This window comes from Lutibacter sp., from assembly GCF_013139515.1.
Taxonomy (GTDB): Bacteria; Bacteroidota; Bacteroidia; order Flavobacteriales; family Flavobacteriaceae; genus Lutibacter.
Genome location: NZ_WTAR01000056.1, coordinates 14,454 through 39,702, shown reverse-complemented (window position 1 = coordinate 39,702; position 25,249 = coordinate 14,454). Strand labels below are relative to the sequence as shown.

Genomic DNA, 25,249 nt, shown 5'->3' with positions numbered 1-25,249 from the left:
AACTATTTTTTTTCTTTTTCTTCTTTTTCTTTATCGGCTTCTTCTTCTTGAGAAGCTTTTTTAAACTCTTTTATTCCACCTCCAAGGCCTTTCATCAACTCCGGAATTTTCTTTCCACCAAACAATAATAATACTAAAACAACAACTACCACTATTTGCCAAGGGCCAACCATTCCTAAAAATATATGTAATGCATTCATAATTTTAAATTTTGAGTTACAAAGATAGTAATAAATTCAAAACTAAAATTAGTTTTTACTTTTAATAGTACCTCCAATTATTTTTTTGGTTTTTAAAACTTCAGGGGTTCCTTTATAATAAATTGTACCACCAAAACGTACTTTCGCATCTAAAACCTCACTTGTTTTAACTTCAACTCTTGCTCCTGAAGCTGCTGTAGCAATTACTTGTTTACTTTGTAAATAAAATGCTTCATAAATAGCACCGGTTGTAGCTTCAATAGTTTGATTTTGAGTAGCTCCTCTTAATTTTATAATACCTCCTGATACTGCTTTAACAACTAAATGTTTTGTTTCTACAGGTATTTTAATAACAGCTCCTTCTTGTACTTTAACTTCTAAGTGTTGCTGTTTAATTGTAGTCTCTGAAATAATTCTAGCACCTTCATTTGCATCTAAAATATCAATATTACTATTATAATAAAGTGTTATTTTAACATCTTCCGAAGTAAATCCTTCAGGAAATTTTAATCTTATTTTTAGTATTCCATTAGCATTTTTGATGGAAACATTTTCCGCTTTTTCTCCTGAAATTACAATTTTAGCATTTGCTGATTTTTCTAGTTTAACTGTTAAACCATTAAAAACTTTTAAGGTGTTAAAATCTCCAAGGTTTTTTGTAATTGGTTCTTGCGCAAAAAGTATTGAACAAGTTAATGTAAGTAATAGTGCTAGTTTTTTCATTTTAAATTCATTTTTATCATATAACTCACAAAATAAACAATAATTGTGCCTTTTTAAGTTAATTATATATTAATCTTATCTAATAAGGTGAAATCTAAATGTTTTCTTTCTAAATCGGTATGTTTTACTTTTATTAAAACGTGATCTCCTAATTGATACATGTTTTTTGTTGATTGCCCAACCAATGCATATTGCTTTTCATCGTAAATATAATAATCATCTTTAATTTCACGAATTCTACACATTCCTTCACATTTATTTTCAATAATTTCAACATAAATTCCCCATTCAGTAACACCAGATATCACACCTTCAAATTCTTGATCTTTATGATTATCCATGTATTTTACCTGCATATATTTAATAGAATCACGTTCAGCTCTTGAAGCTAAGTATTCCATTTCTGAAGAATGTTTACATTTTTCTTCATAAATCTCAGCTTTTGGTGATTTTCCTCCATCTAAATAATGTTGCAATAATCTATGTGTCATTACATCTGGATATCTTCTAATTGGTGAAGTAAAATGACTATAATAATCAAAAGCTAACCCATAATGACCAATATTTTGTGTTGTATATTCAGCTTTACTCATAGAGCGAATAGCTAAAGTTTCAATCATATTGGCTTCTCCTTTTCCATGCACATCATTTAATAACTGATTTAATGATGTTGAAGTCGTTTTTTTACTAGTTGTATCTATCTTATTTTTATAACCAAACTTACTTACAATTGCTTGAAGACCTTCTAATTTATCTAAATTAGGTTCATCGTGCACACGATATATAAATGTATTTTTACTAGCTACACCTTTACTTCTACCAATAAATTCAGCTACTTTACGGTTAGCAAGTAACATAAATTCTTCAATTAACTTATTAGCATCTTTAGACTCTTTAAAAAATACTCCTAAAGGTTCTGCATTTTTATCTAAATTAAATTTAACCTCTACTCTATCAAAAGTTATAGCGCCTTGCTGTAAACGTTTTTTACGAAGTTTTTTTGCGAGTTCATCTAATTTTAAAGTTGCTGTAACTATTTTAGGTTCAACCGTATATTCTTCACCGGTTATTGAAATTTCAGAAGAAATAGTAGTTCCTTTAGTTTCAATTATTTCCTGAGCTTCTTCATAAGCAAATCTCTTATCGGAATATGTAATTGTTCTCCCAAACCATTCATTTACAATTTGTGCTTTTTCATTCATTTCAAAAACTGCTGAAAAAGTTAACTTTTCTTCATTTGGTCTTAATGAACAGACACCGTTTGATAATACTTCAGGAAGCATTGGTACTACTCTATCAACTAAATAAACTGAAGTTGCTCTGTTATATGCTTCTTCTTCTAAAATTGTTTTTTCTTGCACATAATGTGAAACATCTGCAATATGAATTCCTATTTCATAATTTCCATTTTCTAATATTTCAAAAGACAACGCATCATCAAAATCTTTTGCATCTTTTGGATCAATGGTAAACGTTAAATCTTTACGCATATCTCTACGTTTTGCAATCTCAGCTTCAGTAATTTCTAATGGAATTTTACCAGCTTCTGCTTCTACATTTTCAGGAAATTTATAAGGTAAACCATATTCTAATAAGATAGAATGAATTTCAGTATCATGGTCGCCTGGCATTCCTAAAATTTCTTTTATTTTTCCAAAAGGATTTTTAGATTTATCTGGCCAATTGGTCATTTCTACTAAAACTTTTACACCATCTTCGGCACCTTTTAATTTATTTTGAGGAATAAAAATATCAGCATACATTTTTGAATCATCTGGAATTACAAATCCAAAATTTCTGTTTAATTGCAAAACACCTACAAATTCAGTTTTAAAACGTTTTATAACTTCAACAACATCACCTTCTTGCTTTTTACTGTTTCTACGATTGTATAAATAAATTTTAACGGTATCCTTATCTAAAGCTTTATTTAAATTACGTGCAGGAATGTAAATATCATGTTCTAAATCATCACAAATAAAATACCCATTTCCGTTAGTTGTTGCATCAATTGTTCCAATATAATACTTATCTAATGGTAGTATTTTAAATTTTCCACGTTCAACTTCTTCAACTTTTTGTTGACCTTTTAATTCTTCTAATTTTTGAATAATTTGATTTCTTGCATTTGCATCAGACAACGATAATTTTGACGAAATTTGTTTGTAATTAAAACTATTATCTGGTGATTGATTTAATATTTGTAATATTTTTCGAGTTAAATCTTTTAGAATATTCCCTTTCTTTTTATATATCTTTTTTTTACTTGACATTCATTTATATTTTAATCAAAAGTACAAATATTTACAGTTGATGCGGTTATTAAATGATTTTATAAACTACAATTTGTATTTTGTGCAATATTTAATTTTTATTTATGATTAATAAATGGTTTGTAATTGTAAATCCGGTTGCAGGAAATGGCGCTGCTAAAAAAAAATGGCCCAATATTTACAATGAATTAAAAAATGAGAATTTTAAGTTTGAAGTTACTTTTACAGAGTATGAAAATCACGCTATAAAATTAGTTGAAAAAGCTATAAAAAAAGGATTTAAAAAATTTATTTGTGTTGGTGGTGATGGTACATTACATGCTATTGTAAATGGTATTTTAAGTTTAAATTCTATACATCTTTCAGAAATAAAAGTAGGAATAATTGCAATTGGAACTGGAAACGACTGGATAAAAAATTACACTATTCCACAAAACTATAAAAAAGCTATTCAAGTACTTAAAACTTCAAGTACAATTAAACAAGATATTGGAAAAATTATTATTTCTTCAACTAATAAAACTGTGTATTTTAATAATTTAGCTGGTATTGGTTTTGATGGATTTGTTGTAAAAAATGTAAAGAAATATAAAAAGTTTGGTGTGTTAGCTTATTTAATTGGTGCTTTGGTAAGTTTAAAAAGTTATAAAAAACCATTATTAGAAATTACTTTTAATAACAAAGTTTTAAAAGGTAAAACATTACTTTTTTTAATTGGTTTGTGTAAATATTCTGGAGGTGGAATGCAATTAACTAAAAATTCAAATCCAACAGATGCACTTTTTGATATTTCTTATATTAAAAAAATAAAGCTACTAACAATTTTAGGTAATATAAAAGGGTTATTTAATGGTACTATTACCAATCATAAATTAGTAAGTACTTATAAAACTTCAAAAATAAAAATTAAAGTATTAGATACTACTAAAACATACATTCAAGCAGATGGAGAGCTTATAGGTACAGGTAATTTTACAATATCTATATTGCCAAAATCTCTTAATTTTATAGTTCCTTAACATAAAAAGTTAAAATTTTCTTAATAAGAGTGTAACAAATGTTAAAATTAATCGTCTTTTTAACATACAACACTATTACAATGAAACGGTTATATAAAATTATCATCTTATTTTTAATTATATTTTTTGCAGGAATTTACTTCACTGTAAAAAGTATAAATAATTCATTTTCTTCAGATGAAACTATAGAAACTGTAACACCTAATTCTACCCTTTTAAAACTTTCTATTAAAATATAATTATTAGTTTATAATAACTTTTTTAATACCTATTCCTTTATTAGTTTCAACTTTTAAAAAATATACACCTTTAGATAAAGTTGAAACATCTAACATAGTTTTTTTACTTTTTAATACATTTTCACCTAAATAATCAAAAATATTTACTGAAATAAATTTTAATTCACTTGTTAATTGAATGTATAAATTTGTACTAACAGGATTAGGATATATAGTAAAATTTTTAACTACAAACTCATCTGAAATACCTAAAATTTCAGATGATAAATCATAAACTCGTGCATGACCTGAATCAGCACCATTTCCATTATTTGTTGGTGCACCAATAGCTACAATACTTCCGTTACTAAATAAATAAACACTATTACCTAATAAATCACCTCCTACTTCTCCATTAATATTAATACCTACCTGAGTCCAGTTTCTTTATATATTTTGATAAATTCATGACCTGAATCACTTCCTGTTTCATCATTATAAGGTGCAGTAATTGCTAGAATACTTCCATCACTAGATAAAGAAACACTATGTCCTAAATTATCTCCAGCTGCTTCACCATTTATATCAACTCCTATTTGAACTTGTGAAAATGTAATTAATGGTATAATAAAAAATAAATAATGTAGTATTTTTTTCATAACAATTAAATTATATAGTGTAAAAATAGTATTTTTAATTTTAAAATTAAGCTACAAAGGTTATTAACAACTATAATAATAATAGTAAGTTTTATTTAAATTTTAAAAAAAGAATGATGTCTATTATAGCGTGTTAATATGTACAATAAATAAGTGATTATATATTTTTATTTATCACTTATTAATAGATATAAACAACTTATAATTTTTTAAAAGCTTCAAAATCAATCAAATTATATAGGTTATAAACAATCTACTAAAAACGTTAGTTAACAGTTTTTTTGAATAAGTTTACAAGTACTAAATGTTTATAACAGGTATAAAACTAGTTGATAACTTCTTTTGAAATAATAATAAATAAATTTGGGTATTAAATAGTGATTTTTGCATTATGAAATAATTGTTACATACCAAATATTAGTTATCTTTTTTAAGTCATTATTTATCCACAATCTTAATTTAACGTAAAGTAATTGTAAATCAAGTTTTTAAAAATTACTATTAACAATTACTTTTTTTACTGTTAATAACTGTGAATTTGTACTTTTGTACTTTAAAAATATAATTAAAACACTATTTATGACAATTGCAATTGGTAATGATCACGCCGGAACTGAATATAAATTCAAAATTATAAAACTGTTAGAAAACAAAGGTATTAAAATTTTAAATTTTGGTACAGATTCTAATAATAGTATGGATTATCCTGACGCTATTCATCCAGTTGCTGATGCAGTAGAAAACAATAAAGCTAGTTTAGGTATTATTATTTGTGGAAGTGGTAATGGTGCTCAAATTACAGCGAATAAACATCAAGGTATTAGAGCTGCGTTGTGTTGGAATAATGAATTGGTTGAATTAGCACGTTTACATAACAATGCAAATATTTTAAGTATTCCTGCTCGTTTTGTATCCTTACAACAAGCGTTAGGTTTTGTAGAACTATTTTTAAATACTAAGTTTGAAGGAGGAAGACATCAAACACGTGTTGAAAAAATACCAACTAAATGTTGTTAAAATATGGGTCATAATCATTCTCATAATCATTCTACATTATCAGGTAAAAATTTATTACTCTCAATAGTTTTAAATCTTATAATAACAATTGCACAACTTATTGGTGGTTTTATTTCAGGAAGTTTAGCATTAATATCAGACGCTGTTCATAATTTTTCTGATGTTATTTCATTAATTATTAGTTATGTAGCTAATTTATTAAGTAATAAAAAAAAGCAAACACTTCATCAAACTTTTGGATATAAAAGAGCTGAAATAATTGCAGCTTTTATAAATGCAAGTACGTTAATTATTATTGCAATTATTTTAGGTATTGAAGCATTTAAAAGATTTAACAATCCACAAGTAATAAATAGTACATTAGTTATTTGGTTGGCTATTTTAGGAATAGCTGTAAACGGTTTTAGTGTTTTATTACTTAAAAATGATGCTAAAGATAACCTAAACATGAAATCAGCTTATTTACATTTATTAACTGATATGTTAACATCTGTAGCTGTTTTAATTGGTGGTTTATTAATGAAATATTACCAAGTTTATTGGGTTGATGCAACGTTAACGTTACTAATTTCATTATACTTAATTTATTTAAGCTGGGATATTTTAATTACATCTTTAAAAATTTTAATGCTATTTGCTCCCGAACATATTAAAATTGAAGATGTTGTAAATGAAGTTTTAAAAGTTAAAGGAATTAGAAATATACACCATGTACACATTTGGCAATTAAACGATCACGATTGTCATTTTGAAGCACATATAGAATTTAAAGAAAACATACAACTTTCAGATTTTGATGTGATTTGTGAACATATTGAAGAAATTTTAACTACAAAATTTCAAATTCATCATTGTAATTTACAACCAGAATTTAAAAGAAACGATAGTAAAGAAATTATAATTCAAGATTAACTATGTTACAAGTTTTTACTAAATCTTTTTCTGAATTAACAACCAATGAATTGTATGCAGTTTTACAATTACGTTCAGAAGTATTTGTGGTTGAACAAAATTGTGTGTATCAAGATATTGATGATAAAGATCAAAAAGCATTGCATGTAATTGGAATTAAAAACAATAAAATTGTTGGGTATACTCGAATTTTTAAACCAGGAGATTACTTTGAAAAAGCTAGTATTGGTAGAGTAGTGGTTGCAAAAAATGAGCGAGAATTTGGTTATGGACATGTAATTATAAAACATTCTATTAAGGCTATTAAAACTTATTTTAATGAAACTATTATTAAAATTTCAGCTCAAACGTATTTGAAAATTTTTTATGAATCTCATGAATTTCAACAAGTTGGTGAGGAATATTTAGAAGATGGAATCCCACATATTGGAATGTTAAAAAACTAAAATTATATGTCAAATCCAAAAGTTAAAATTAAGAATATAAAAAACTTATCTAACGATTGGTACACTTTAGACAAAGTGAATTTTGAGTATCAAACTAAAAACGGAGAATGGCAAAATCAAAACAGAGAAAGCTACAATAGAGGAGATGGCGCTGCTATTTTATTGTATAATTCAACTAAAAAAACTGTAATTCTTACCAAACAGTTTAGAATGCCAACATATTTAAATGAAAATACGAATGGTATGATGATTGAAGTTTGCGCGGGTTTATTAGATAAAAATAATCCGTTAACTTGTATTATAAATGAAGCCGAAGAAGAAACAGGTTTTAAAATAACGACTGCTAAAAAAATATTTCAACTGTATTCTTCACCAGGTGCTGTAACCGAAATTATTCATTATTTTATTTCTGAAGTAAGCGATGAAATGAAAATACACAAAGGTGGTGGTTTAGCTTCAGAAACCGAAGAAATTGAAGTGTTGGAATTAGACTTTAATATAGCTTTTAGTATGATTTTAACAGGTGAAATACAAGATGCAAAAACTGTAATTTTATTGCAATATGCTAAAATTAATAACTTGTTGTAAAATATTAAAAGTTGTTAATTTGAAATTATCGCAAGTGCTTTTAGAAGTGTTATTTCAGAATTTCACACTACTAATAATCAATTATTATAAGAAACTGAATGCTATTCAGTTACCTCAATTACTCGCTCAACAGTATCTAATTTAGATAATGTTAAACGCACAATACTATCTTCTTTAGCAACCAAATCATGTGGTATACTTGCTTCAAGTGAAACCAAATCTCCTTTTACTAAATTATAAGTTGTTCCTTTTACACCAAAATCAATAGCGCCTTCAAAAATTTCAACAGTAATAGGAAATGAAGTTTTGTGTTCTTTCATTAACTGATCTTTTTTAAACACAATTCTAATTTCTTTTGTGGTTTCTGTTTCAAATAATACTGAAATTGAAGGTTTCGTTTCGTTGTAAGTTATATTTTCTGATAAAGATGATTTTTTCATTATAAAAATTTATGTGTGATTACCAACCGCTATATTTTGGAGGTTTAATATTATTTAAGTTCAAATATACAATTAATTGTCCTCTATGATGCGTAACATGGTCTTGTAATAAGTTTAAAATTTGTAATTTACTTTTCGGTCCAGTAAAAAAATTGACTTCAGTAGTTAAATCATCTAAAGAAATTGTTTTAACAATAGCAGAAACTCTATTAAAAGCAATTTCTAATTCATTAATAATTTCTGTTTTAGTTTTTGGTGTTATTTTTTCTGATTTTATAAAATTAGTACCTGTAAAGTAAGTTTCACTTAACCAAACCATATTTTCTATTATATGAAGTAGTTGTTCTTGAAAACTCATTTATTGCTCTGTAGGTTTATAATTATAAGTGTCTTCAGGCATTATTGTTGCTATTTCTAGTAAGTAATTTTTTGAATTCTCCCATTTCAATAAAAAAGCAGAATTCACGTCATTTTGTGCGTTTAAATTAGTTAAAATCAACACACTAATTAAAATTAAATTGACTATTTTTTTCATTGTAAAAACTGTTAATATTATTTATAAAGAGTCTAAATATACTCAATACTTTTTTCTATTTTAGCATAAACTATTTTATACACATTTTAATTCAGATTATGGCAGACGATAAAGAAAAAGCAGCAAAATTAAAAGCATTACAACTTACATTAGATAAATTAGATAAAGCTTACGGAAAAGGAACAGTTATGAAAATGGGTGATGTTGCTATTAATGATATTGATGCTATTTCATCAGGGTCATTAGGGTTAGATATTGCTTTAGGAGTTGGAGGTTATCCAAGAGGTAGAGTAATTGAAATTTATGGTCCAGAATCATCAGGTAAAACCACATTAACTTTACATGCAATTGCTGAAGCTCAAAAAGCAGGTGGTATTGCAGCTTTTATTGATGCAGAACACGCTTTTGATAGGTTTTACGCTCAAAATTTAGGAATTGATGTAGATAATTTAATAATTTCACAACCAGATCACGGTGAGCAAGCATTAGAAATTGCAGATAATTTAATTAGCTCTGGAGCAATTGATATTATTGTAATTGACTCGGTTGCAGCATTGACGCCTAAAAGTGAATTAGAAGGTGAAATGGGAGATTCTAAAATGGGATTACACGCACGTTTAATGTCTCAAGCACTTCGTAAATTAACAGGTACAATTCATAAAACAAATTGTACAGTAATATTTATCAACCAATTACGTGAAAAAATTGGTGTTATGTTCGGTAATCCTGAAACAACAACAGGTGGTAACGCATTAAAGTTTTACGCATCAGTTCGTTTAGATATTAGAAGACGAACTCAAATTAAAGATGGAGATAAAGTAATAGGAAACAGTACAAAAGTAAAAGTGGTAAAAAACAAAGTAGCACCACCGTTTACTATTGCTGAATTTGATATTATGTACGGTTTAGGAATTTCTAAAACAGGTGAAATATTAGATTTAGGTGTTGAATTTGGTATTGTTAAAAAAAGCGGTTCATGGTTTAGTTATGGCGAAACAAAATTAGGTCAAGGTCGTGATGCAGTAAAAGCATTGATAAAAGACAATCCAGAATTAGCTGATGAATTAGAGGGAAAAATTAAAGAAGCTCTTAACAGTGAAGAATAATATTTCTTAAAAATGGAAATTCAGTTTCAAATATTTAAAGAGAAAAACCTTTTAATTCAAAAATATAAAGGAAATTTTTCTATTCCAAAATATAAAGCTCAGGTTATTAAGATTATCAATAACCCCGATTGGAAAAATATTGATAAAGTTCTAGTTGATTTAAGAAATATAAATTTAAAAAATGTATTGCAACATATTGAAGAATTAGTAGAAATTAAAGAAAATATTATTAATAAAAAATATGTTACAGTTCACCTTGTTGACGAACCCTCAACAACTGTTTTTTCACACCTTTATAAAGAAGAATTAAAGGAAGAAAGCTATAATATTAACTATTGTAGTACTATAGAAAAAGCTATAGAATTATTAAAATCGAATACATCAAAAAGGGAATTAGAAGAAATGATATCTAATTTAAACTCTAGCTTTTAAATCAATTTTTAAAATATAAAAAAGAAAACGCCTTAATAAAAACTAAGGCGTTTTTATTTTAAAATGCTCAAAATAAACAATATATCGTTTGGTTATACTTCAAAAGAAGTACTTAAAAACATTAGTTTTCAAGTAAATAAAGGTGAGTATATTGCTATTGTAGGTGAAAGTGGCTGTGGAAAAAGTACACTGTTAGAAATTATTTACGGCCTACTTCATATTGCAAAAGGTGCTGTATATTGGAATAACGAAAAACTACTTGGACCAAAATTTCATTTAATTCCAGGCGAAGAATTTATGAAATATCTTCCGCAAGATTTTGACTTAATGCCATACATAACTGTTGAAGAAAATATTGGTAAAAATATATCAAGTCTAGACCCAAATAAGCAACAACGTATACAAGAATTACTAGAAGTTGTTGATATGGCAAACTTTCTAAAAACGAAAGTTAAAAATTTAAGTGGTGGTCAAAAACAACGTGTAGCTATAGCAAAAGTAATAGCAAAAGAGCCTAAAATTTTATTGCTAGACGAACCTTTTAGTCATATAGATAATTTTAGAAAAAATAAGCTAAGAAGAAGTCTTTTTAAGTATTTAAAATTAAAAAATATTACGTGTATAGTTGCCACACATGATACAACTGACGCACTTTCTTTTGCTGATGAAATTATTGTTTTAAAAGATGCTAAAATAGAAGTAAAAGGAACTTCTGAAGAACTATATAACCACCCAAAAAGCGCTTACGTTGCTTCTTTTTTTAATGAAATTAACGAAATAAAGTTAAGTGAAATTGATTCAAAATTAACTTCAAAAGAGACAATTTTAGTGTATCCAAATCATATTAAAGTTGTTAAAAAATCAATATTAAAAGTAACAGTAATCTCTTCTTATTTTAAAGGAAACCATTATTTAATTGAAGCTAAATTAAAAAACACAATTGTATTTTTTGAGCACTCAACTTCAATAAAAATTGGTAAAGAAGTGTGTATTGAAATTCGTTATTCTGAATAATGTCACACTGAGTTTGTCGAAGTGTTATTTCATAATCTTATTATATTGGTTTCCAACCATTATGAGAACCTGAATCAAGTTCAGGTTGACGTAACTTGTATTTTAAAAAGTTCAGCAATTAAACAATTTAACAGGAATCATTAAACACCAGTACTTCCAAATCCACCAGTTCCACGCTCAGTTTCACTCAATACATCAACAATATCCCATTCTGCACGTTCATGTTTAGCAATTACTAATTGTGCAATTCGTTCACCATCATTTATCACAAAATCATGGTTAGATAAGTTTACTAAAATTACGCCAATTTCACCTCTATAATCAGCATCAACAGTTCCAGGAGAATTTAATACAGTAATTCCTTTTTTCGCTGCGAGCCCACTACGTGGACGTACTTGCGCTTCTGTGCCCACAGGCAATGCAATAAATAAGCCTGTTTTAACAATGGCGCGTTCTAAAGGTTTTAAAGTAATTACTTCAGAAATATTTGCACGTAAATCCATTCCGGCAGATGCAATGGTTTCATAATTAGGTAGTGCGTGTTTTGATTTGTTAATGATTTGTACTTTCATTTTTATTAAATAATATTGATTTTTTAATAGAATTTTATGTTGTTTTTCAACTACTATTTTATGTTATACAACCATGAAACAACTTCAGAAAATTCACTTTTCCAAAATGCTTCATTATGATTTCCTTCGGGATTTATTTTAGAGGTTAAATTACTTGGTTTAAAACCTGTTTCTAACAATAATTTTTTAATTTTTTTAGTTCCAGAAACCATATCATAACCTTCTTTTTCACCAACTAATAAGAATAGCTTAACCTTTTTAGTATTTCCAAATTCTTTCGTAAAACTTTCTACTTTATTAGAAAACCAAAACGAAGTGGATAGCGCACCAATTTTCCCAAACACAGTTGGGTATTTAAGTCCACCATAATATGAAATTAAACCACCTAACGAACTTCCTATTAATCCTGTATGTTTTGCTTGTTTTTTAGTACGGTAATTGGCATCAATATATGGTTTTAACGTATGTACCATAAAATCGATATAAACAGCGCCTTTTCCACCACCGTATTTTTCATTTTTCCAAGGTGTATATTCGTTAATTCTTTCAGTTCCTCCATTTTCAATACCTACAACAATAAATCCTTTTCCAGTTTTTTTAAACAATGAATTTAAGGACTCATCTATTTCCCATTCACCAATGTATGAAGTTGCATTGTCAAATAAATTTTGAGCATCGTGCATATAAATTACAGGATATTTTTTTGAAGTCTCAGCATAATTTGGAGGTAAATACACCCAAATTTTATGACTGATTTTATTTAAACCTGAAATTACAAATTCCTTTTTAATAATTGAAACATTTTTAGAAGCTGTAGATTTTTTTTCTTCAGTACTTTGTGAAAATAAAGAGGAAACAGTTAAACAAAAAAGTATAAAAAATATATTAAATTGTTTCATGATTTTATCGTTTTAGAATTGTTGTTATTTCCTTTTTTTCATTCCAAAATATTAAAATTCCGAAGGCTAAAACAAAGCCAATTGAAATGATATAATTTTCTCTAAAAAACTCAAATGACACAAATGAAATTAAAATTGCAGCAATTAAATAACTTCCAGATTTTTTTAAATTATACGGAACTGGATAGTGTTTTTTTCCAATAAAATAGGAGAGAACCATCATAGTTCCATACGCTAATAAAGTAGCCCAAGCCGAAGCAATAAACCCAACAATTGGAATTAAAAGAACATTAATTAAAATAGTAATTAGAGCACCAATTATGGAAAATAACATGGCAAAACGTGTTTTATCGGTTAATTTATACCAAATAGCTAAATTGTGATATACACCTAAAAATAAATTTGCCAACAATACAATTGGAACAATAATAATTGCTTCCCAATATTGTTGATTGATAAAAAGTTGCTTTAAAATATCAATAAAAACTACAATGCCAACAAAAACTAGTGACCCAATAATGATGAAATAATTTAGAATTTTAGCATAGGTTTCTTTTGCATCTTTTTTATCGGCGTAGTTAAAAAAGAAGGGTTCAGCACCTAAGCGAAAAGCCATAATGTATAAATTCATAAAAATAGCCAACTTATAACAAGCTGCGTAAATACCCATTGTATTTTTATCTATTAATTGTCCAATTAATATTTTGTCTAAATTTTCATTTATTACATAAGCAACACCCGCAACAGCAATTGGCCAAGAATAGGAAAGCATTTTTTTAAATAAAACAGTATTAAAACTCCACTTAAATTTTAATAAATAAGGTAGTAATAAAAGTAATGAAATAGCGCTTCCAATTATATTGGCTATAAATATAAAGTTAACAATGGCAGTACTGTTAAAAATGGTATCTAAAAATAGCGGAATGTCTTTTCCATTGTTTTTAAATTCAGGAATAAATTTTAAAAACAATAAGTTAATGCTTACTATAATTGCAACATTTATTAATTTTATAGTTGTGTATTTTATTGGTCGGTTTGAAGCTCGTAAATACGCAAAAGGAATAACCGCCAACGTATCAATTGCTAAAATTCCAATCAATAATTTAAGTTGTAATGGATTTCCACCAAAATCAAAGATGTTGGTAAAAAATTCAGAAAAAGTAAATGCTAAAACCATAAAAATTAATGCAGTAGCAAAAACACTTATAAATGCAGTAGAAATTAAGGCATCTTTTTTTTCTTCAGCTTTATAAAACCGAAAGAAAGCAGTTTCCATTCCAAAGGTTAATAGCACAGAAAATAAGGCTGCCCAAATATAAAAGTTGGTGTTTTCAGCGTAATTATTGGTTGGTAAAGCATCAGTATGAACACGAACTAACAAAAAATTAATTACGCGTGGTAAAACGGCTGCAATACCATAAATTATAGTGTCTTTAAAAAATCGTTTAAGTGCGCTCAAGAGTGAATTTTATTGTAAAAAAGATTTATCGCATAAATGTACAAAAGATTTCGGTTTATTTTAGTGATGGAAAATTTGAATGGATTAATATATCTTTTTAGTATTGTTAAACCTTAAGTTTTGGACTTTATTTTAGTTTGTTTACATTTGAAATCTAAATACTTTATAAATGAGTAAAAACCCTAAAATTGCCGTTTTCGGCGGCGGAAGTTGGGCAACAGCCATCGTAAAAATGTTATGTGAAAACTTAGAACAAGTTGGTTGGTATATGCGAAATCAAAGTTCTATAGATTATATAAAAGAAAATGATCACAATCCAAATTATTTAAGTTCGGCAGAGTTTGATGTAGAACAACTGTATTTGTCTAGCGATATAAATGAATTAGTGAATTATGCAGATATTTTAATTTTTGCGATTCCTTCAGCATTTGTAAAAGCAGAATTAGATAAAATAACAGTAGATTTTTCTTCAAAAATAATTTTTTCAGCAATTAAAGGTATTGTTCCTGAAACAGGTTTAATTGTTGGTGAACACTTTCATGAAAAATACAATATACCTTTTGAAAATATTGGAGTAATTACAGGTCCTTGTCATGCAGAAGAAGTTGCTATGGAGCGTTTATCTTATTTAACAATTGCATGTACTGATACAAAAAAAGCAAAATTGGTAAGTAAATGTCTTTCTAGTAAATACATAAAAACCAAAACATCAGATGATATTATTGGTGCAGAATACGCGGCTATGTTGAAGAATATTTATGCAATTGCAGCGGGTATTGCACATGGATTGGGTTATGGAGATAATTTTCAGTCGGTATTAATGTCTAATTCTATTCGTGAAATGAAGCGTTTTATTAAAAAGGTTCATAAAATGAAGCGCAATATTAATAACTCTGCATATTTGGGCGATTTATTAGTTACAGGTTATTCAGTTTTTAGTAGAAACAGAATGTTTGGAAATATGATTGGTAAAGGATACACCGTTAAAAGTGCTCAAATGGAAATGAGTATGATTGCTGAAGGTTATTACGCTTCTAAAAGTGCTTATTTATTAAATGAAAAAAACAAAGCTGTTACACCTATTATTGATGCTGTTTATGCCATTTTATACCAGAACAAAAACCCGAAGAATATTTTAAAAAAATTAACAGAACATTTAGATTAGCAATAGGTTACGTTAGTTCATTTTAAAGAAAAGAAAATAATTTATTAAAAAAAACAGACACAAGTTTGAAATAAAACTATCTTTGCACTTTAATATATTTATATACAATAATGAAAAAAGGTACAGTAAAATTTTTTAACGAATCTAAAGGTTTTGGATTTGTAACAGAGGAAGGTTCAGGAACAGATTACTTTATGCACATTTCAGGCTTAATTGACGAAGTGAGAGAAGGTGACGAAGTTGAATTTGAACTAAAAGAAGGTAAAAAAGGGTTGAACGCGGTTAATGTTAAAGTACTTTAATAGCGTAATTCTTTTGAAAAACTTAAACCAGTCAATTTTTTGACTGGTTTTTTTTGTTTTACAATTTAGCTATTTACCTGAGTTCGACATAAAGACTTCTGATTATTAGTCATTTACGAATTCTATAGTGAAAAAGGATGTCATTCCTGCGAAGGCAGGAATCTAAACTCATCATGTTTATGGATTCCTGCCTTCGTAGGAATGACAAAAGAACTATAAAGCGCACTAATTCAATAACTCACATCATTTTGCTTATATCGAACTCAGGTTATTTGTAAGATTGATTTTTAATTGACATATATCATACGAACACTTTATAGAGTTTTGTAAATTTACAAGTGTTTAAACAATATTTAAAAACCCGTTGTGCATTTTGATTTATTTTATACATTTGAATGTCAGTTCGAGTAATTTTTGATAGAAAATTGTATCGAGAACTATTTTGAAAACGAAAATTTGATTCTCGATACTAATTTTACTCATTTCCATTCGTAAAATTCACTAGAATTGACAAATTTTATTCAAAAGATACAACGCGTATTTAATAGTTTAATTTTAAACTACAACTATGAAAGTTAAAATTGGAATAATCTACGCAACGGTTGATGGTCAAACATTAAAAATTAGCAAAGTACTTCAAAAAGAATTATTAAAAAGTGGCAACCTTGTTGAAATCTATTCAATTGAAGATTTTAATGAAAAAATCACTAATTTTGATACACTTATTATAGGTTCAAGCATTAGATATGGTGTACATCACAAAAAAATTATAGAATTTATTAATTCAAACAAACCTAAATTAGACACTATTAAAACAGCCTTTTTCTCGGTTAATTTAGTAGCCAGAAAGCCAGAAAAAAATACACCAACTGCAAACCCATACGTTGTAAAGTTTTTTAAAACTATTACTTGGAAACCTACTATTGTTGAAGTTTTTGCAGGAAAATTAGACTATAAAAAGTATCCTTTTTTCGATCGGATTATGATTCAATTTATTATGTGGATGACCAAAGGACCTACAGACAAAACGGTTGAAATAGAATATACCAATTGGGATAAAGTAGCAAAATTTGGGAAAACACTTCAAAATTTATGAAATCCTTTATTGATAAATGTCATAGTATCAAACACCTACTTATTGTAAATTTAGAGATTACACAACTATTAAGAATAAGATTTTTAATGTGATTGTGTTTTTCCCATTCAAATTAATGCTAATTTATAAGATTTGTTGCTATGAATACAAAACCCACTTACCAAGAATTAGAAAAAGAATTAGAAAATTTAAAAAACCAAGATTGTTTTAAAACGGCATTAGAATTTAAACAAAACTTACTTGTTGAAATAGGCACTAATGGTAATGTTACACATGTGAACCCCAAAGCCTGTGAAGTTTTAGGTTATAGCGAAAAAGAAATTATTGGTAAAAATTGGTTTGATAATTTCATTCCCGATAAAACAAAATTAATTGTTAGTCCAATTTCTAAAAACTTACTTCAAGGTGAAATAGAAGGAAATAAAAGTAATGAAAACCGTATCTTAACTAAAGATGGTGACGAAAGAATTATCAGGTGGCACAATGCAATAATAAGAGATAATAAAGATATTATTACCGGACACTTAAGTATAGGTGAAGATATTACAGAACAAAAAGAAGTAGAGGAAAAACTTTCCCAAGCAACAGAAATTATTGAAAGAAGCCCATCGGTAGTTTTTTTATGGAAAAATGAAAATAATTGGCCAGTTGAGTATGTATCTAACAATGTAAAATTAATTTTTGGTTATTCAGCTGACGAATTTCTAACAAACAAAATAAATTACAATCAATTAATTCACCCTGATGATGTTGATGTGGTTTCAAAAGAAGTGAAGTTTTTTAGTGAAAATAACGAGATATCATTTACACATAAACCTTACAGAATAATAACCAAAAAAGGAAAAATAATTTGGGTAAAAGACCAAACACAAATTCAAAGAAATGAAAATGGAGAAGTAACACATTATGAAGGAATAATTTTAGATATTACTGAAAGTATAGAAACTGAAGAAGATTTAAAAAAATTAAACATAGCTCTAAATAATAGTATTAACGAAGTCTATATTTTGGATGGAGAAAACTCAAAATTCACATATATAAACAGAGGAAGCATACATAATTTAGGATATACCTATGAAGAATTGCTAAAAATATCTCCCCCAGATATATCGTCAAATTTTACTTCAAAAAAGTTTAAATCATTAATTAAGCCTTTAACAACCGGAAAAGTTGATAAATTACAATTTGAAGCAACCCATCAACGAAAAAACAAGACCATATACCCTGTTGAAGTAAATTTAAGTAAATTTAAGCTACATGGTAAACTTCATTTTTTAGCATTGATAATTGATATTACAGAACGAAAAAAAACAGCGGCTAAATTAATTGAAAGTGAAGTTAACTTTAAAGCATTTACGAGTCAATCTTCAGAAGGAATAAGTGTAGCCGATTTAAAAGGAAATTACACCTATGTAAATCCTGAATTTTGTAATATGGTTGGTTATACAGAAAAAGAGTTACTAAAAATGACGGTTTTTGATATTACTGCAGATAAAAAAGACAAATCTACATTTAAAAAAACAAAAACAGTTAAAGAAGGAGAACCTGTTTTTGTAGAACTTGTTAGAAAAAATGGCACTACGTTTATTGCAGAAGTTATAGGGAAAAACTTATTAATTAAAGATAAAAAAAGTATTTTAGGAACTGTTAGAGATATTACAACACGTAATCTTTCTGAAAAAAAAATAAAAGACAATGAGTTTTTATTAAAAGAAACTCAAGAAATAGCTCAGTTAGGATCGTATGTTTTAAATATTTCTTCTGGCCTTTGGACAAGTTCTCCTGTTTTAAATAACATACTTGGAATTGATGAGAACTATAAAAAAGACATCTCAGGATGGTTAGGAATCATTCATTCTAAAGATGAAAAAGAAATGTTTAAGTACCTATCAACAAACGTACTTATAAACCATGAGTTTTTTGATAAAGAATACCGTATTAAAAGAATTAGCAATAAAGAAGTACGCTGGATGCACGTGCTTGGTAAATTAAAATTTAATAAAGAAGGAACTCCAATTGAAATGATTGGAACCATTAAAGATATTACAGATCGTAAAAATGCAGAGAAAGTACTGTTACAACAGCAACAAAGTTTAAAAACAGTTAATTCTGAAATTAAAACGAAGAATAAAAAACTTATTGAAAGTGAAAAACGATTTAAAACCCTATTTGATAATAATCCAGTTTCACTTTGGGAAGAAGATATTTCAGAAGTATTAAAATTGTTACATAAAAAATCTAAAGAAGTAGATAACCTAAAGCTTTATTTAGATGAAAATCCTGATTTTGTTTATAAGTGCGCTTCAAAAATAAAAGTGTTAAATGTTAATGAGAGCGCGTTAAAGTTATTAGGCATTAAAACTAAAGAAAAACTGATAGCTAATTTAAGTATGAGTTTTAATTCAAATTCTTTTGAAACGTTGAAAGAAGAATTACTAATACTACTTACAAAAGATAAAACATTTGAAAGAAATACAGAGTTTGTTAGAAGTGATGGCGAACTAATTTACGTGACTTTAAAACTTGTTATTATTGAAAAAACAAAAGTTATTATTTCATTTAGTGACATTACAGAATTAAGAAAAGCGAAAGAAAAAGCAGAAGAAAGCGACCTTTTAAAAACAGAGTTTATTAACAACATGTCTCATGAAATTAGAACACCAATGAACGGTATTTTAGGATTTTCAGAATTGTTAATAAACCAAGATGTTACAAAAGAAAAACGTGAGTTTTATGTAAAATTAATTAAAAATAGCGGTCATCAATTATTACAAATAATAGATGATATTTTAGAAATTTCAAGACTAGGAACAAAAAAGGTAAAAGTAATAGAAGAACACGTAAACATTAATGATTTATTATTAGAATTATTTTCAATTTTTGAGCCAAAAGCCAAAGAAAATAAAACACCTTTATATGTTGAAAAACATTTAACAGACAAACAAAGTACCATTATAACTGACAGAACCAAACTAAATAAAATACTAAGTAATTTATTAGAAAATGCGTTAAAATTTACAAACGTAGGAAATATAACATTTGGGTATCATTTAAAACCAGAAGGCGATAAAAAACAATTAGTAATTTATGTAAAAGATACAGGCGTAGGAATTGCAGAAAAAGATCAAAAAATGATTTTTGAACGCTTTTCTCAATCGGGTAAAGAGGCTTCAAAAAAAGTAGAAGGCCTCGGTTTAGGATTGTCTATAGCTAAAGAAAACACGCTATTATTAGGTGGTGAAATAACTGTTGAATCTGTAAAAAGAAAAGGAACAACCTTTTTTGTAAATATTCCTTACAAGCCAGTGTTTACAACTATTGAAACAGAAAACTTAAAAAATAAAATAACCATTTTAATAGCTGAAGATGAAGAAGTAAATTATTTGTACCTTCATACGTTAATAAAAGATGTTTTTAACTTAAATTGCAACCTTATTCATGCAAAAAATGGACAAGAAGCTATTGATATTTGTAAAAGTAATACAATCATAGATTTTATACTTATGGATTTAAAAATGCCTGTATTAAGCGGTTATAAAGCTGCAACAGAAATAAAAAAAGTACGACCAACTATTCCTATAATAGCGCAAACAGCCTATTCTACAAAACAAGAACAACAAAAAGCCATTGCTGCTGGTTGCACAGATTTTATTTCAAAACCAATTAGTAAAGACGAGCTCTTTAAATTATTAAACAAGTTTTTACCTCAAAATGAATAAACAGTTAAAATACATTGAACAAGCAATAGAACTTCTTAGAACACAAGGCTATAATATCTCAGCAGATGAGTTTCTTCAAAAAATAGCAATGTTTTTAATAAAATCATTTGATATAGAATATGTATTAATCAATCAATATTTAGAGAAAACCCCAAGCATTACAGAAACGGTAGTTGTATGTAATAAAGAAGGTGTAGTCCCTAATTTTTCGTATGAATTAGTAGATACACCTTGTGAAAATGTAATAAATAAGGATGTTTGCATATATCCAACCAACATACAATCGCTATTTCCAAAAGATGAGTTATTGGTGCAAATGAATATTGAAAGTTATATTGGTATTCCTTTATGGTCTTCTACAGGGGTTCCAATAGGGTTAATAGCGTTGTTAGATAATAAGCAACTAAAAAATGTAGAAGAGATAAAAATTGTACTACAAATAATTGCCTTAAAGGTTGAGAAAGTTTTAGAAAAGAGGCTTTACAAGAAAGAATATACACTTCAAACCAGAGAATTAGAACTTTTAAACATAAAAATTCAGCAAAAAACAGCAAAACTAACAGAAGCACAAAAAATAGCAAAGCTTGGCCATTGGGAACTAAATATTAGTACGAATAAATTAACATGGTCTGATGAGATTTACAAAATTTTTAACTTAAAACCACAAGAGGTTGAAGCTTCTGAAGCTGTTTTTATGGAGTTAATTCATCCAAATGATAGGGAAAAGGTAGATAAAGCATATTTAAAATCTTTTAGAAGTGGAAAAGAATATAAAATTGAATATAAGTTATTATTTAAATCAGGAAAAGAAAAACACCTATTAGGAAAAGGTATTGTAGAGCACAATACCAAAGGAGAACCTATACATGCTTTGGGTACAATTTTAGACATTACAGCACAAAAAGAACTGGAAGAGCGTTATAAAGCACTTTCTGAAGCTTCTTTTGAAGCCGTTTTTTTATCAGAAAAAGGTATTGGAATCATGCAAAATAAAGCAGCTCAAAAATTATTTGGTTACACAAATAAGGAGATTCTTGGAATGGAAGCTACAAATATAATTGTTCCAGAAGACCGTGAGTTGATAATGAATAATATTTTATCTAACAATAATAGCTCTTACGAAATAACTGCTTTACGAAAAGACGGAACAACATTTCCTGCGGTAATACAAGGTAAAAAGTCAAATTATAAAGGGAAAGCTGTACGTATATCAGCATTTAAAGATATTACAATACAAAAAGAACTAGAAAAAACACTTAAAAAAAGTGAAGAAAAGTTTAAGAAATTATCTAATCTTACTTTTGAAGGAATTTTAATACATGATAATGGAGTAGTAATGGATATTAACCGTTCGTTTTTAAAAATGTTTGGTTATAAAAGCAATGAATTAACAGGAAAAAATATAGTTAACCTCCTTTTCCCTAAAAAGTACCACAAACAACTTTCTAAAAGTATTACTAAAAGGTACACAATACCTTATGAAATTGAAGGAATAAGAAAAGACGGTACTATTTTTCCTATAGAAATTGAAGCCAGAGAAATAGATAGCGATAAAGATAATACGTTAAGAGTTTCGGCCATAAGAGACATTACGAAGCGAAAAAAATTAGAAGCAGAAACACGAAAATTATATGCAGCAGTTGAACAAAGCGCAAATACTATTGTTATTACGGATACCGAAGGAAATATAGAATATACAAATCCTAAATTTACAGAACTTACTAAGTTTTCTGCTGCGGAAGCACGAGGAAATAACCCTCGAGTTATAAATTCAGGAAATCAACCAAAGGAGTATTATACGAACATGTGGAAAACCATTAAAAGTGGTAATAGTTGGTCTGGTGAATTTCAAAATAAATCTAAATGTGGTACTATATTTTGGGAACAAGCTACCATAACCCCTATAAAAAATAGCGAAGGAAAAATAGTTAACTTTTTAGCAGTAAAAGAAGACATTACCAAACGTAAAGAGGATGAACAAAAACTTACGATAGCGTATGAAACAATTAAAGAAAGTGAAAAAGCCCTAACTACAATTTTAAAAACCGCTAATGAAGGTTTTTGGATAATTAACATACACACAATTACATTAGAAGTAAACCCTGAAATGTGTAAAATTTTAGGGTGTGAAGAAGAGGAAATTATAGGGAATTCTATTTTTGAGTTTGTTGATAAAGAAAATGAACAAATTTTTAAACAACAATTGAAAGAGAGAGATTTAGGGGTGTCATCTACCTATGAAATTGAATTAACACAAAAGAACGGGAATAAAATTCCTTGTTTATTTAAAACATCACCACTATTTAATAAAGAGCAAGAAAGAATAGGTTCGTTTGCTATGGTAACAGACATATCTGTACAAAAAAATGCATATAAAGTATTAGAAGCTCAAAATGAAGAATTGGTATTATTAGGCAAAGAGTTATCTGAAAACGAAAGTAGATTTAAAAACTTATTTGAACTAAGTCCTGTCTCCATTTGGGAACAAGATTTTTCAGAAGCTATAGAATTATTGAATAAAAAGAAATTAGAAACTACAGATATAGAAATATATTTAAATGAAAATCGTACTTTTTTGAATGAATGTATTTCAAAAATTAAAGTAGAAAACGTAAATAAAAAAACATTAGAATTAATAGGGGTAACAACCAAAGAAGAACTGATAACTCATGTTAGAAAAACAAACAATAAAGTAGCAATCAATTCATTAAAAAAAGAATTAATATCAATAGTTTCAGGGGGAAATAACTTTATTTACGAAACAGAGTTTACTAAAGCCAATGGTAAAGTTCTTAAAGTAATGGTAAAATCTACTATGATTGGAGATAAAGGGAAAAATATTGCTTCCATTATTGATATTACAGCACTAAAAAGTACAGAGAAAGACCTTCAAAATTCTAAAATAGCAGCTGAAAAAAGTGAAATGTATTTTCGAGCTATTTACGATTCTCATATTGAGCCAATTACAATTACTCGTTTATCAGATGGTAAATATGCCGACATTAATGAAGGGTTTACAAATATAATTGGTTATACACGCGAAGAAATTATAGGAAAAACATCTAAAGATTTAGACCTATGGGTAAACTATAAAGATAGAGAATACATAGCCGGTGAATTAAAAAAACATGGTGCTATTCCTTATTTTGAATCACAAATTAGAATAAAAAGTGGTGAAATTTTAACGACAATAATGTCTTTAAAAGTTTTTAATTATAATAATGAATCGCATATTTTAACGGTATCTCAAAATATTACATTGCAAAAGAAAATTGAACAAGAACTAATTACTAAAAATAGTGAATTACAAATAGCCAAAGAAGCAGCTGAAGAAAGTGACCGTTTAAAAACAGAATTTTTAAATAATATGTCTCATGAAATTAGAACACCTATGAACGGTATTTTAGGTTTTTCAGAAATGTTAAATGAGCCAGATTTAGACCCAATAAAAAGAAACAATTTTGTAAACATTATTCAAAGTAGTGGAAACCAATTGTTACATATTATTGATGATATTATAGAAATCTCTAGACTTGGAACAAAACAAGTTAAAGTAAAAAATGAAGAGGTTTGTTTAAATGATGTTTTATTAGAATTATTTTCAGTTTTTGATGTAAGAGCAAAAGAAAATAAAACACCATTATACCTTAAAAAAGAACTATCAGATAAGCAAAGTACTTTTATAACAGATAAAACAAAATTAAAAAAAGCACTAAGCAATTTATTAGACAATTCCTTAAAATTTACAAATAATGGTATTGTTGAGTTTGGGTATTACATAATAAATGAAAACGAACAAAAACAAGTAGAAATATTTGTAAAAGATACAGGGATTGGTATAAAACCTGAAAAACATGAACTCATATTTAAAAGGTTTGAACAAGCAGAAAAAGACCTTTCAAAAAAAGTTGGAGGTTTAGGACTTGGTTTATCAATAGCAAAAGAAAATACCGAATTATTAGGTGGAAAAATTGCTGTTAAAAGCGAAATGATGAACGGCTCTACATTTTTTGTAACCTTACCATTTAATCCTATATACATAGACATAGAAGAAGAAAACACTATTAAACACACCATTTTAATAGCTGAAGATGAAGAGGTAAATTACATGTATTTAGAAACTATTTTAGTAGATGTTTTAAAATTAAACTGTACTATTATTCATGTAAAAGATGGAAGAGAAGCTATTAATTTTTGTAAAACCAACACGAATATAGATTTAATTTTAATGGATTTAAAAATGCCTATTTTAAATGGGTTTAAAGCCACGCGTCAAATACGTAAATTTCTACCTAACATACCTATAATTGCCCAAACAGCATATTCAACGGTTGAAGATAAAGAAAAAGCAATTGAAGCCGGTTGTAATTATTTTATTTCAAAACCTATTGATAAAGATGCTTTATTTGCTATTATTGAAATTTTTTTACTGAAATAAACTTGTTAATACAAACA

Annotated in this window: 24 protein-coding genes; 13 read left to right on the top strand and 11 right to left on the bottom strand. The window is 27.4% G+C overall.

Annotation, left to right across the window (positions count from 1 at the left end):
- Positions 1-2: 2 nt before the first annotated feature.
- From tatA to rnr, 3 genes are all read right to left on the bottom strand, one after another.
- Positions 3-200: a twin-arginine translocase TatA/TatE family subunit gene (gene tatA / locus GQ540_RS05850; protein ID WP_291798701.1), complete on the bottom strand. Its 198-nt coding sequence runs from the start codon at positions 198-200 to the stop codon at positions 3-5.
- Positions 201-248: 48 nt separating this feature from the next.
- Positions 249-923: a head GIN domain-containing protein gene (locus tag GQ540_RS05845; protein ID WP_291798698.1), complete on the bottom strand. Its 675-nt coding sequence runs from the start codon at positions 921-923 to the stop codon at positions 249-251.
- 62 nt (positions 924-985) lie between these two features.
- A complete protein-coding gene (gene rnr, locus GQ540_RS05840; protein ID WP_291798695.1) occupies positions 986-3,196 on the bottom strand; it encodes a ribonuclease R in 2,211 nt (736 codons plus the stop codon).
- Positions 3,197-3,300: 104 nt separating this feature from the next.
- Here rnr and GQ540_RS05835 point away from each other — a divergent pair, with 104 nt between their 5' ends.
- Positions 3,301-4,215: a diacylglycerol kinase family protein gene (locus GQ540_RS05835; protein ID WP_291798692.1), complete on the top strand. Its 915-nt coding sequence runs from the start codon at positions 3,301-3,303 to the stop codon at positions 4,213-4,215.
- 242 nt (positions 4,216-4,457) lie between these two features.
- Here GQ540_RS05835 and GQ540_RS13215 read toward each other — a convergent pair whose 3' ends face one another.
- Together GQ540_RS13215 and GQ540_RS05830 are read right to left on the bottom strand one after the other, a co-directional pair.
- Positions 4,458-4,667 carry a T9SS type A sorting domain-containing protein gene (locus GQ540_RS13215; RefSeq protein ID WP_367205949.1) on the bottom strand — a complete coding sequence of 70 codons (210 nt, stop codon included), beginning with the start codon at positions 4,665-4,667 and terminating at the stop codon, positions 4,458-4,460.
- Positions 4,668-4,861: 194 nt separating this feature from the next.
- Positions 4,862-5,092 carry a hypothetical protein gene (locus tag GQ540_RS05830; RefSeq protein WP_291798689.1) on the bottom strand — a complete coding sequence of 77 codons (231 nt, stop codon included), beginning with the start codon at positions 5,090-5,092 and terminating at the stop codon, positions 4,862-4,864.
- 579 nt (positions 5,093-5,671) lie between these two features.
- Between GQ540_RS05830 and rpiB the strand changes: the two genes are divergently transcribed.
- The 4 genes from rpiB to GQ540_RS05810 are packed head-to-tail and all read left to right on the top strand — an operon-like array spanning position 5,672 to position 8,055.
- Positions 5,672-6,109 carry a ribose 5-phosphate isomerase B gene (gene rpiB, locus GQ540_RS05825; protein ID WP_291798686.1) on the top strand — a complete coding sequence of 146 codons (438 nt, stop codon included), beginning with the start codon at positions 5,672-5,674 and terminating at the stop codon, positions 6,107-6,109.
- A gap of 3 nt (positions 6,110-6,112) precedes the next feature.
- The gene (locus GQ540_RS05820; RefSeq protein WP_291798683.1) at positions 6,113-7,021 is read left to right on the top strand and encodes a cation diffusion facilitator family transporter; all 909 of its coding nucleotides are present in this window, start codon (positions 6,113-6,115) and stop codon (positions 7,019-7,021) included.
- Positions 7,022-7,023: 2 nt separating this feature from the next.
- Entirely contained in the window at positions 7,024-7,467 is a 444-nt protein-coding gene (locus tag GQ540_RS05815; protein ID WP_291798680.1) for a GNAT family N-acetyltransferase, read from the top strand.
- 6 nt (positions 7,468-7,473) lie between these two features.
- On the top strand, positions 7,474-8,055 hold the full coding sequence (locus GQ540_RS05810) for an NUDIX domain-containing protein (RefSeq protein WP_291798677.1): 582 nt from the start codon (positions 7,474-7,476) through the stop codon (positions 8,053-8,055).
- Between the two features lie 101 nt (positions 8,056-8,156).
- Here the strand turns inward: GQ540_RS05810 and GQ540_RS05805 are convergent, their stop codons facing one another.
- From GQ540_RS05805 to GQ540_RS05795, 3 genes are read right to left on the bottom strand one after another with little or no spacing between them, the layout of a single operon-like run.
- On the bottom strand, positions 8,157-8,495 hold the full coding sequence (locus tag GQ540_RS05805; protein ID WP_291798674.1) for a cupin domain-containing protein: 339 nt from the start codon (positions 8,493-8,495) through the stop codon (positions 8,157-8,159).
- A gap of 19 nt (positions 8,496-8,514) precedes the next feature.
- Entirely contained in the window at positions 8,515-8,853 is a 339-nt protein-coding gene (locus GQ540_RS05800; RefSeq protein ID WP_291798672.1) for a DinB family protein, read from the bottom strand.
- Entirely contained in the window at positions 8,854-9,030 is a 177-nt protein-coding gene (locus tag GQ540_RS05795) for a hypothetical protein (RefSeq protein WP_291798669.1), read from the bottom strand.
- Between the two features lie 98 nt (positions 9,031-9,128).
- On the opposite strand from GQ540_RS05795, the gene recA reads away from it, so the two are divergent.
- The 3 genes from recA to GQ540_RS05780 all read left to right on the top strand — a co-directional run bounded on the left by recA (position 9,129) and on the right by GQ540_RS05780 (position 11,582).
- Positions 9,129-10,136, top strand: coding sequence for a recombinase RecA (gene recA / locus GQ540_RS05790; RefSeq protein WP_291798666.1), 1,008 nt, complete (start codon positions 9,129-9,131; stop codon positions 10,134-10,136).
- Positions 10,137-10,148: 12 nt separating this feature from the next.
- Positions 10,149-10,568, top strand: a complete 420-nt coding sequence (locus tag GQ540_RS05785; protein ID WP_291798662.1) for a hypothetical protein — start codon at positions 10,149-10,151, stop codon at positions 10,566-10,568.
- Between the two features lie 63 nt (positions 10,569-10,631).
- Positions 10,632-11,582, top strand: a complete 951-nt coding sequence (locus GQ540_RS05780; protein WP_291798660.1) for an ABC transporter ATP-binding protein — start codon at positions 10,632-10,634, stop codon at positions 11,580-11,582.
- Between the two features lie 140 nt (positions 11,583-11,722).
- Here GQ540_RS05780 and dut read toward each other — a convergent pair whose 3' ends face one another.
- The 3 genes from dut to GQ540_RS05765 are packed head-to-tail and all read right to left on the bottom strand — an operon-like array spanning position 11,723 to position 14,512.
- Positions 11,723-12,154: a dUTP diphosphatase gene (gene dut, locus GQ540_RS05775; protein WP_291798657.1), complete on the bottom strand. Its 432-nt coding sequence runs from the start codon at positions 12,152-12,154 to the stop codon at positions 11,723-11,725.
- A gap of 53 nt (positions 12,155-12,207) precedes the next feature.
- Positions 12,208-13,053, bottom strand: a complete 846-nt coding sequence (locus GQ540_RS05770) for an alpha/beta hydrolase-fold protein (RefSeq protein WP_291798654.1) — start codon at positions 13,051-13,053, stop codon at positions 12,208-12,210.
- A 4-nt stretch (positions 13,054-13,057) separates the two neighbouring features.
- The gene (locus GQ540_RS05765) at positions 13,058-14,512 is read right to left on the bottom strand and encodes a polysaccharide biosynthesis C-terminal domain-containing protein (RefSeq protein ID WP_291798651.1); all 1,455 of its coding nucleotides are present in this window, start codon (positions 14,510-14,512) and stop codon (positions 13,058-13,060) included.
- A 169-nt stretch (positions 14,513-14,681) separates the two neighbouring features.
- On the opposite strand from GQ540_RS05765, the gene GQ540_RS05760 reads away from it, so the two are divergent.
- The 5 genes from GQ540_RS05760 (at position 14,682) to GQ540_RS05740 (ending at position 25,232) form a co-directional block, all read left to right on the top strand.
- Positions 14,682-15,677 carry an NAD(P)H-dependent glycerol-3-phosphate dehydrogenase gene (locus GQ540_RS05760; protein ID WP_291798648.1) on the top strand — a complete coding sequence of 332 codons (996 nt, stop codon included), beginning with the start codon at positions 14,682-14,684 and terminating at the stop codon, positions 15,675-15,677.
- A 110-nt stretch (positions 15,678-15,787) separates the two neighbouring features.
- Positions 15,788-15,979 carry a cold-shock protein gene (locus tag GQ540_RS05755; protein ID WP_291798646.1) on the top strand — a complete coding sequence of 64 codons (192 nt, stop codon included), beginning with the start codon at positions 15,788-15,790 and terminating at the stop codon, positions 15,977-15,979.
- Between the two features lie 568 nt (positions 15,980-16,547).
- Positions 16,548-17,075 (top strand): menaquinone-dependent protoporphyrinogen IX dehydrogenase, encoded by a 528-nt coding sequence (gene hemG, locus GQ540_RS05750; protein ID WP_291798643.1) that lies wholly within the window; start codon positions 16,548-16,550, stop codon positions 17,073-17,075.
- A 140-nt stretch (positions 17,076-17,215) separates the two neighbouring features.
- Positions 17,216-20,794, top strand: coding sequence for a PAS domain S-box protein (locus GQ540_RS05745; protein ID WP_291798640.1), 3,579 nt, complete (start codon positions 17,216-17,218; stop codon positions 20,792-20,794).
- A complete protein-coding gene (locus GQ540_RS05740) occupies positions 20,787-25,232 on the top strand; it encodes a PAS domain S-box protein (RefSeq protein WP_291798637.1) in 4,446 nt (1,481 codons plus the stop codon). Before GQ540_RS05745 ends, GQ540_RS05740 begins: the two co-directional genes overlap by 8 nt.
- Positions 25,233-25,249: the final 17 nt, after the last annotated feature.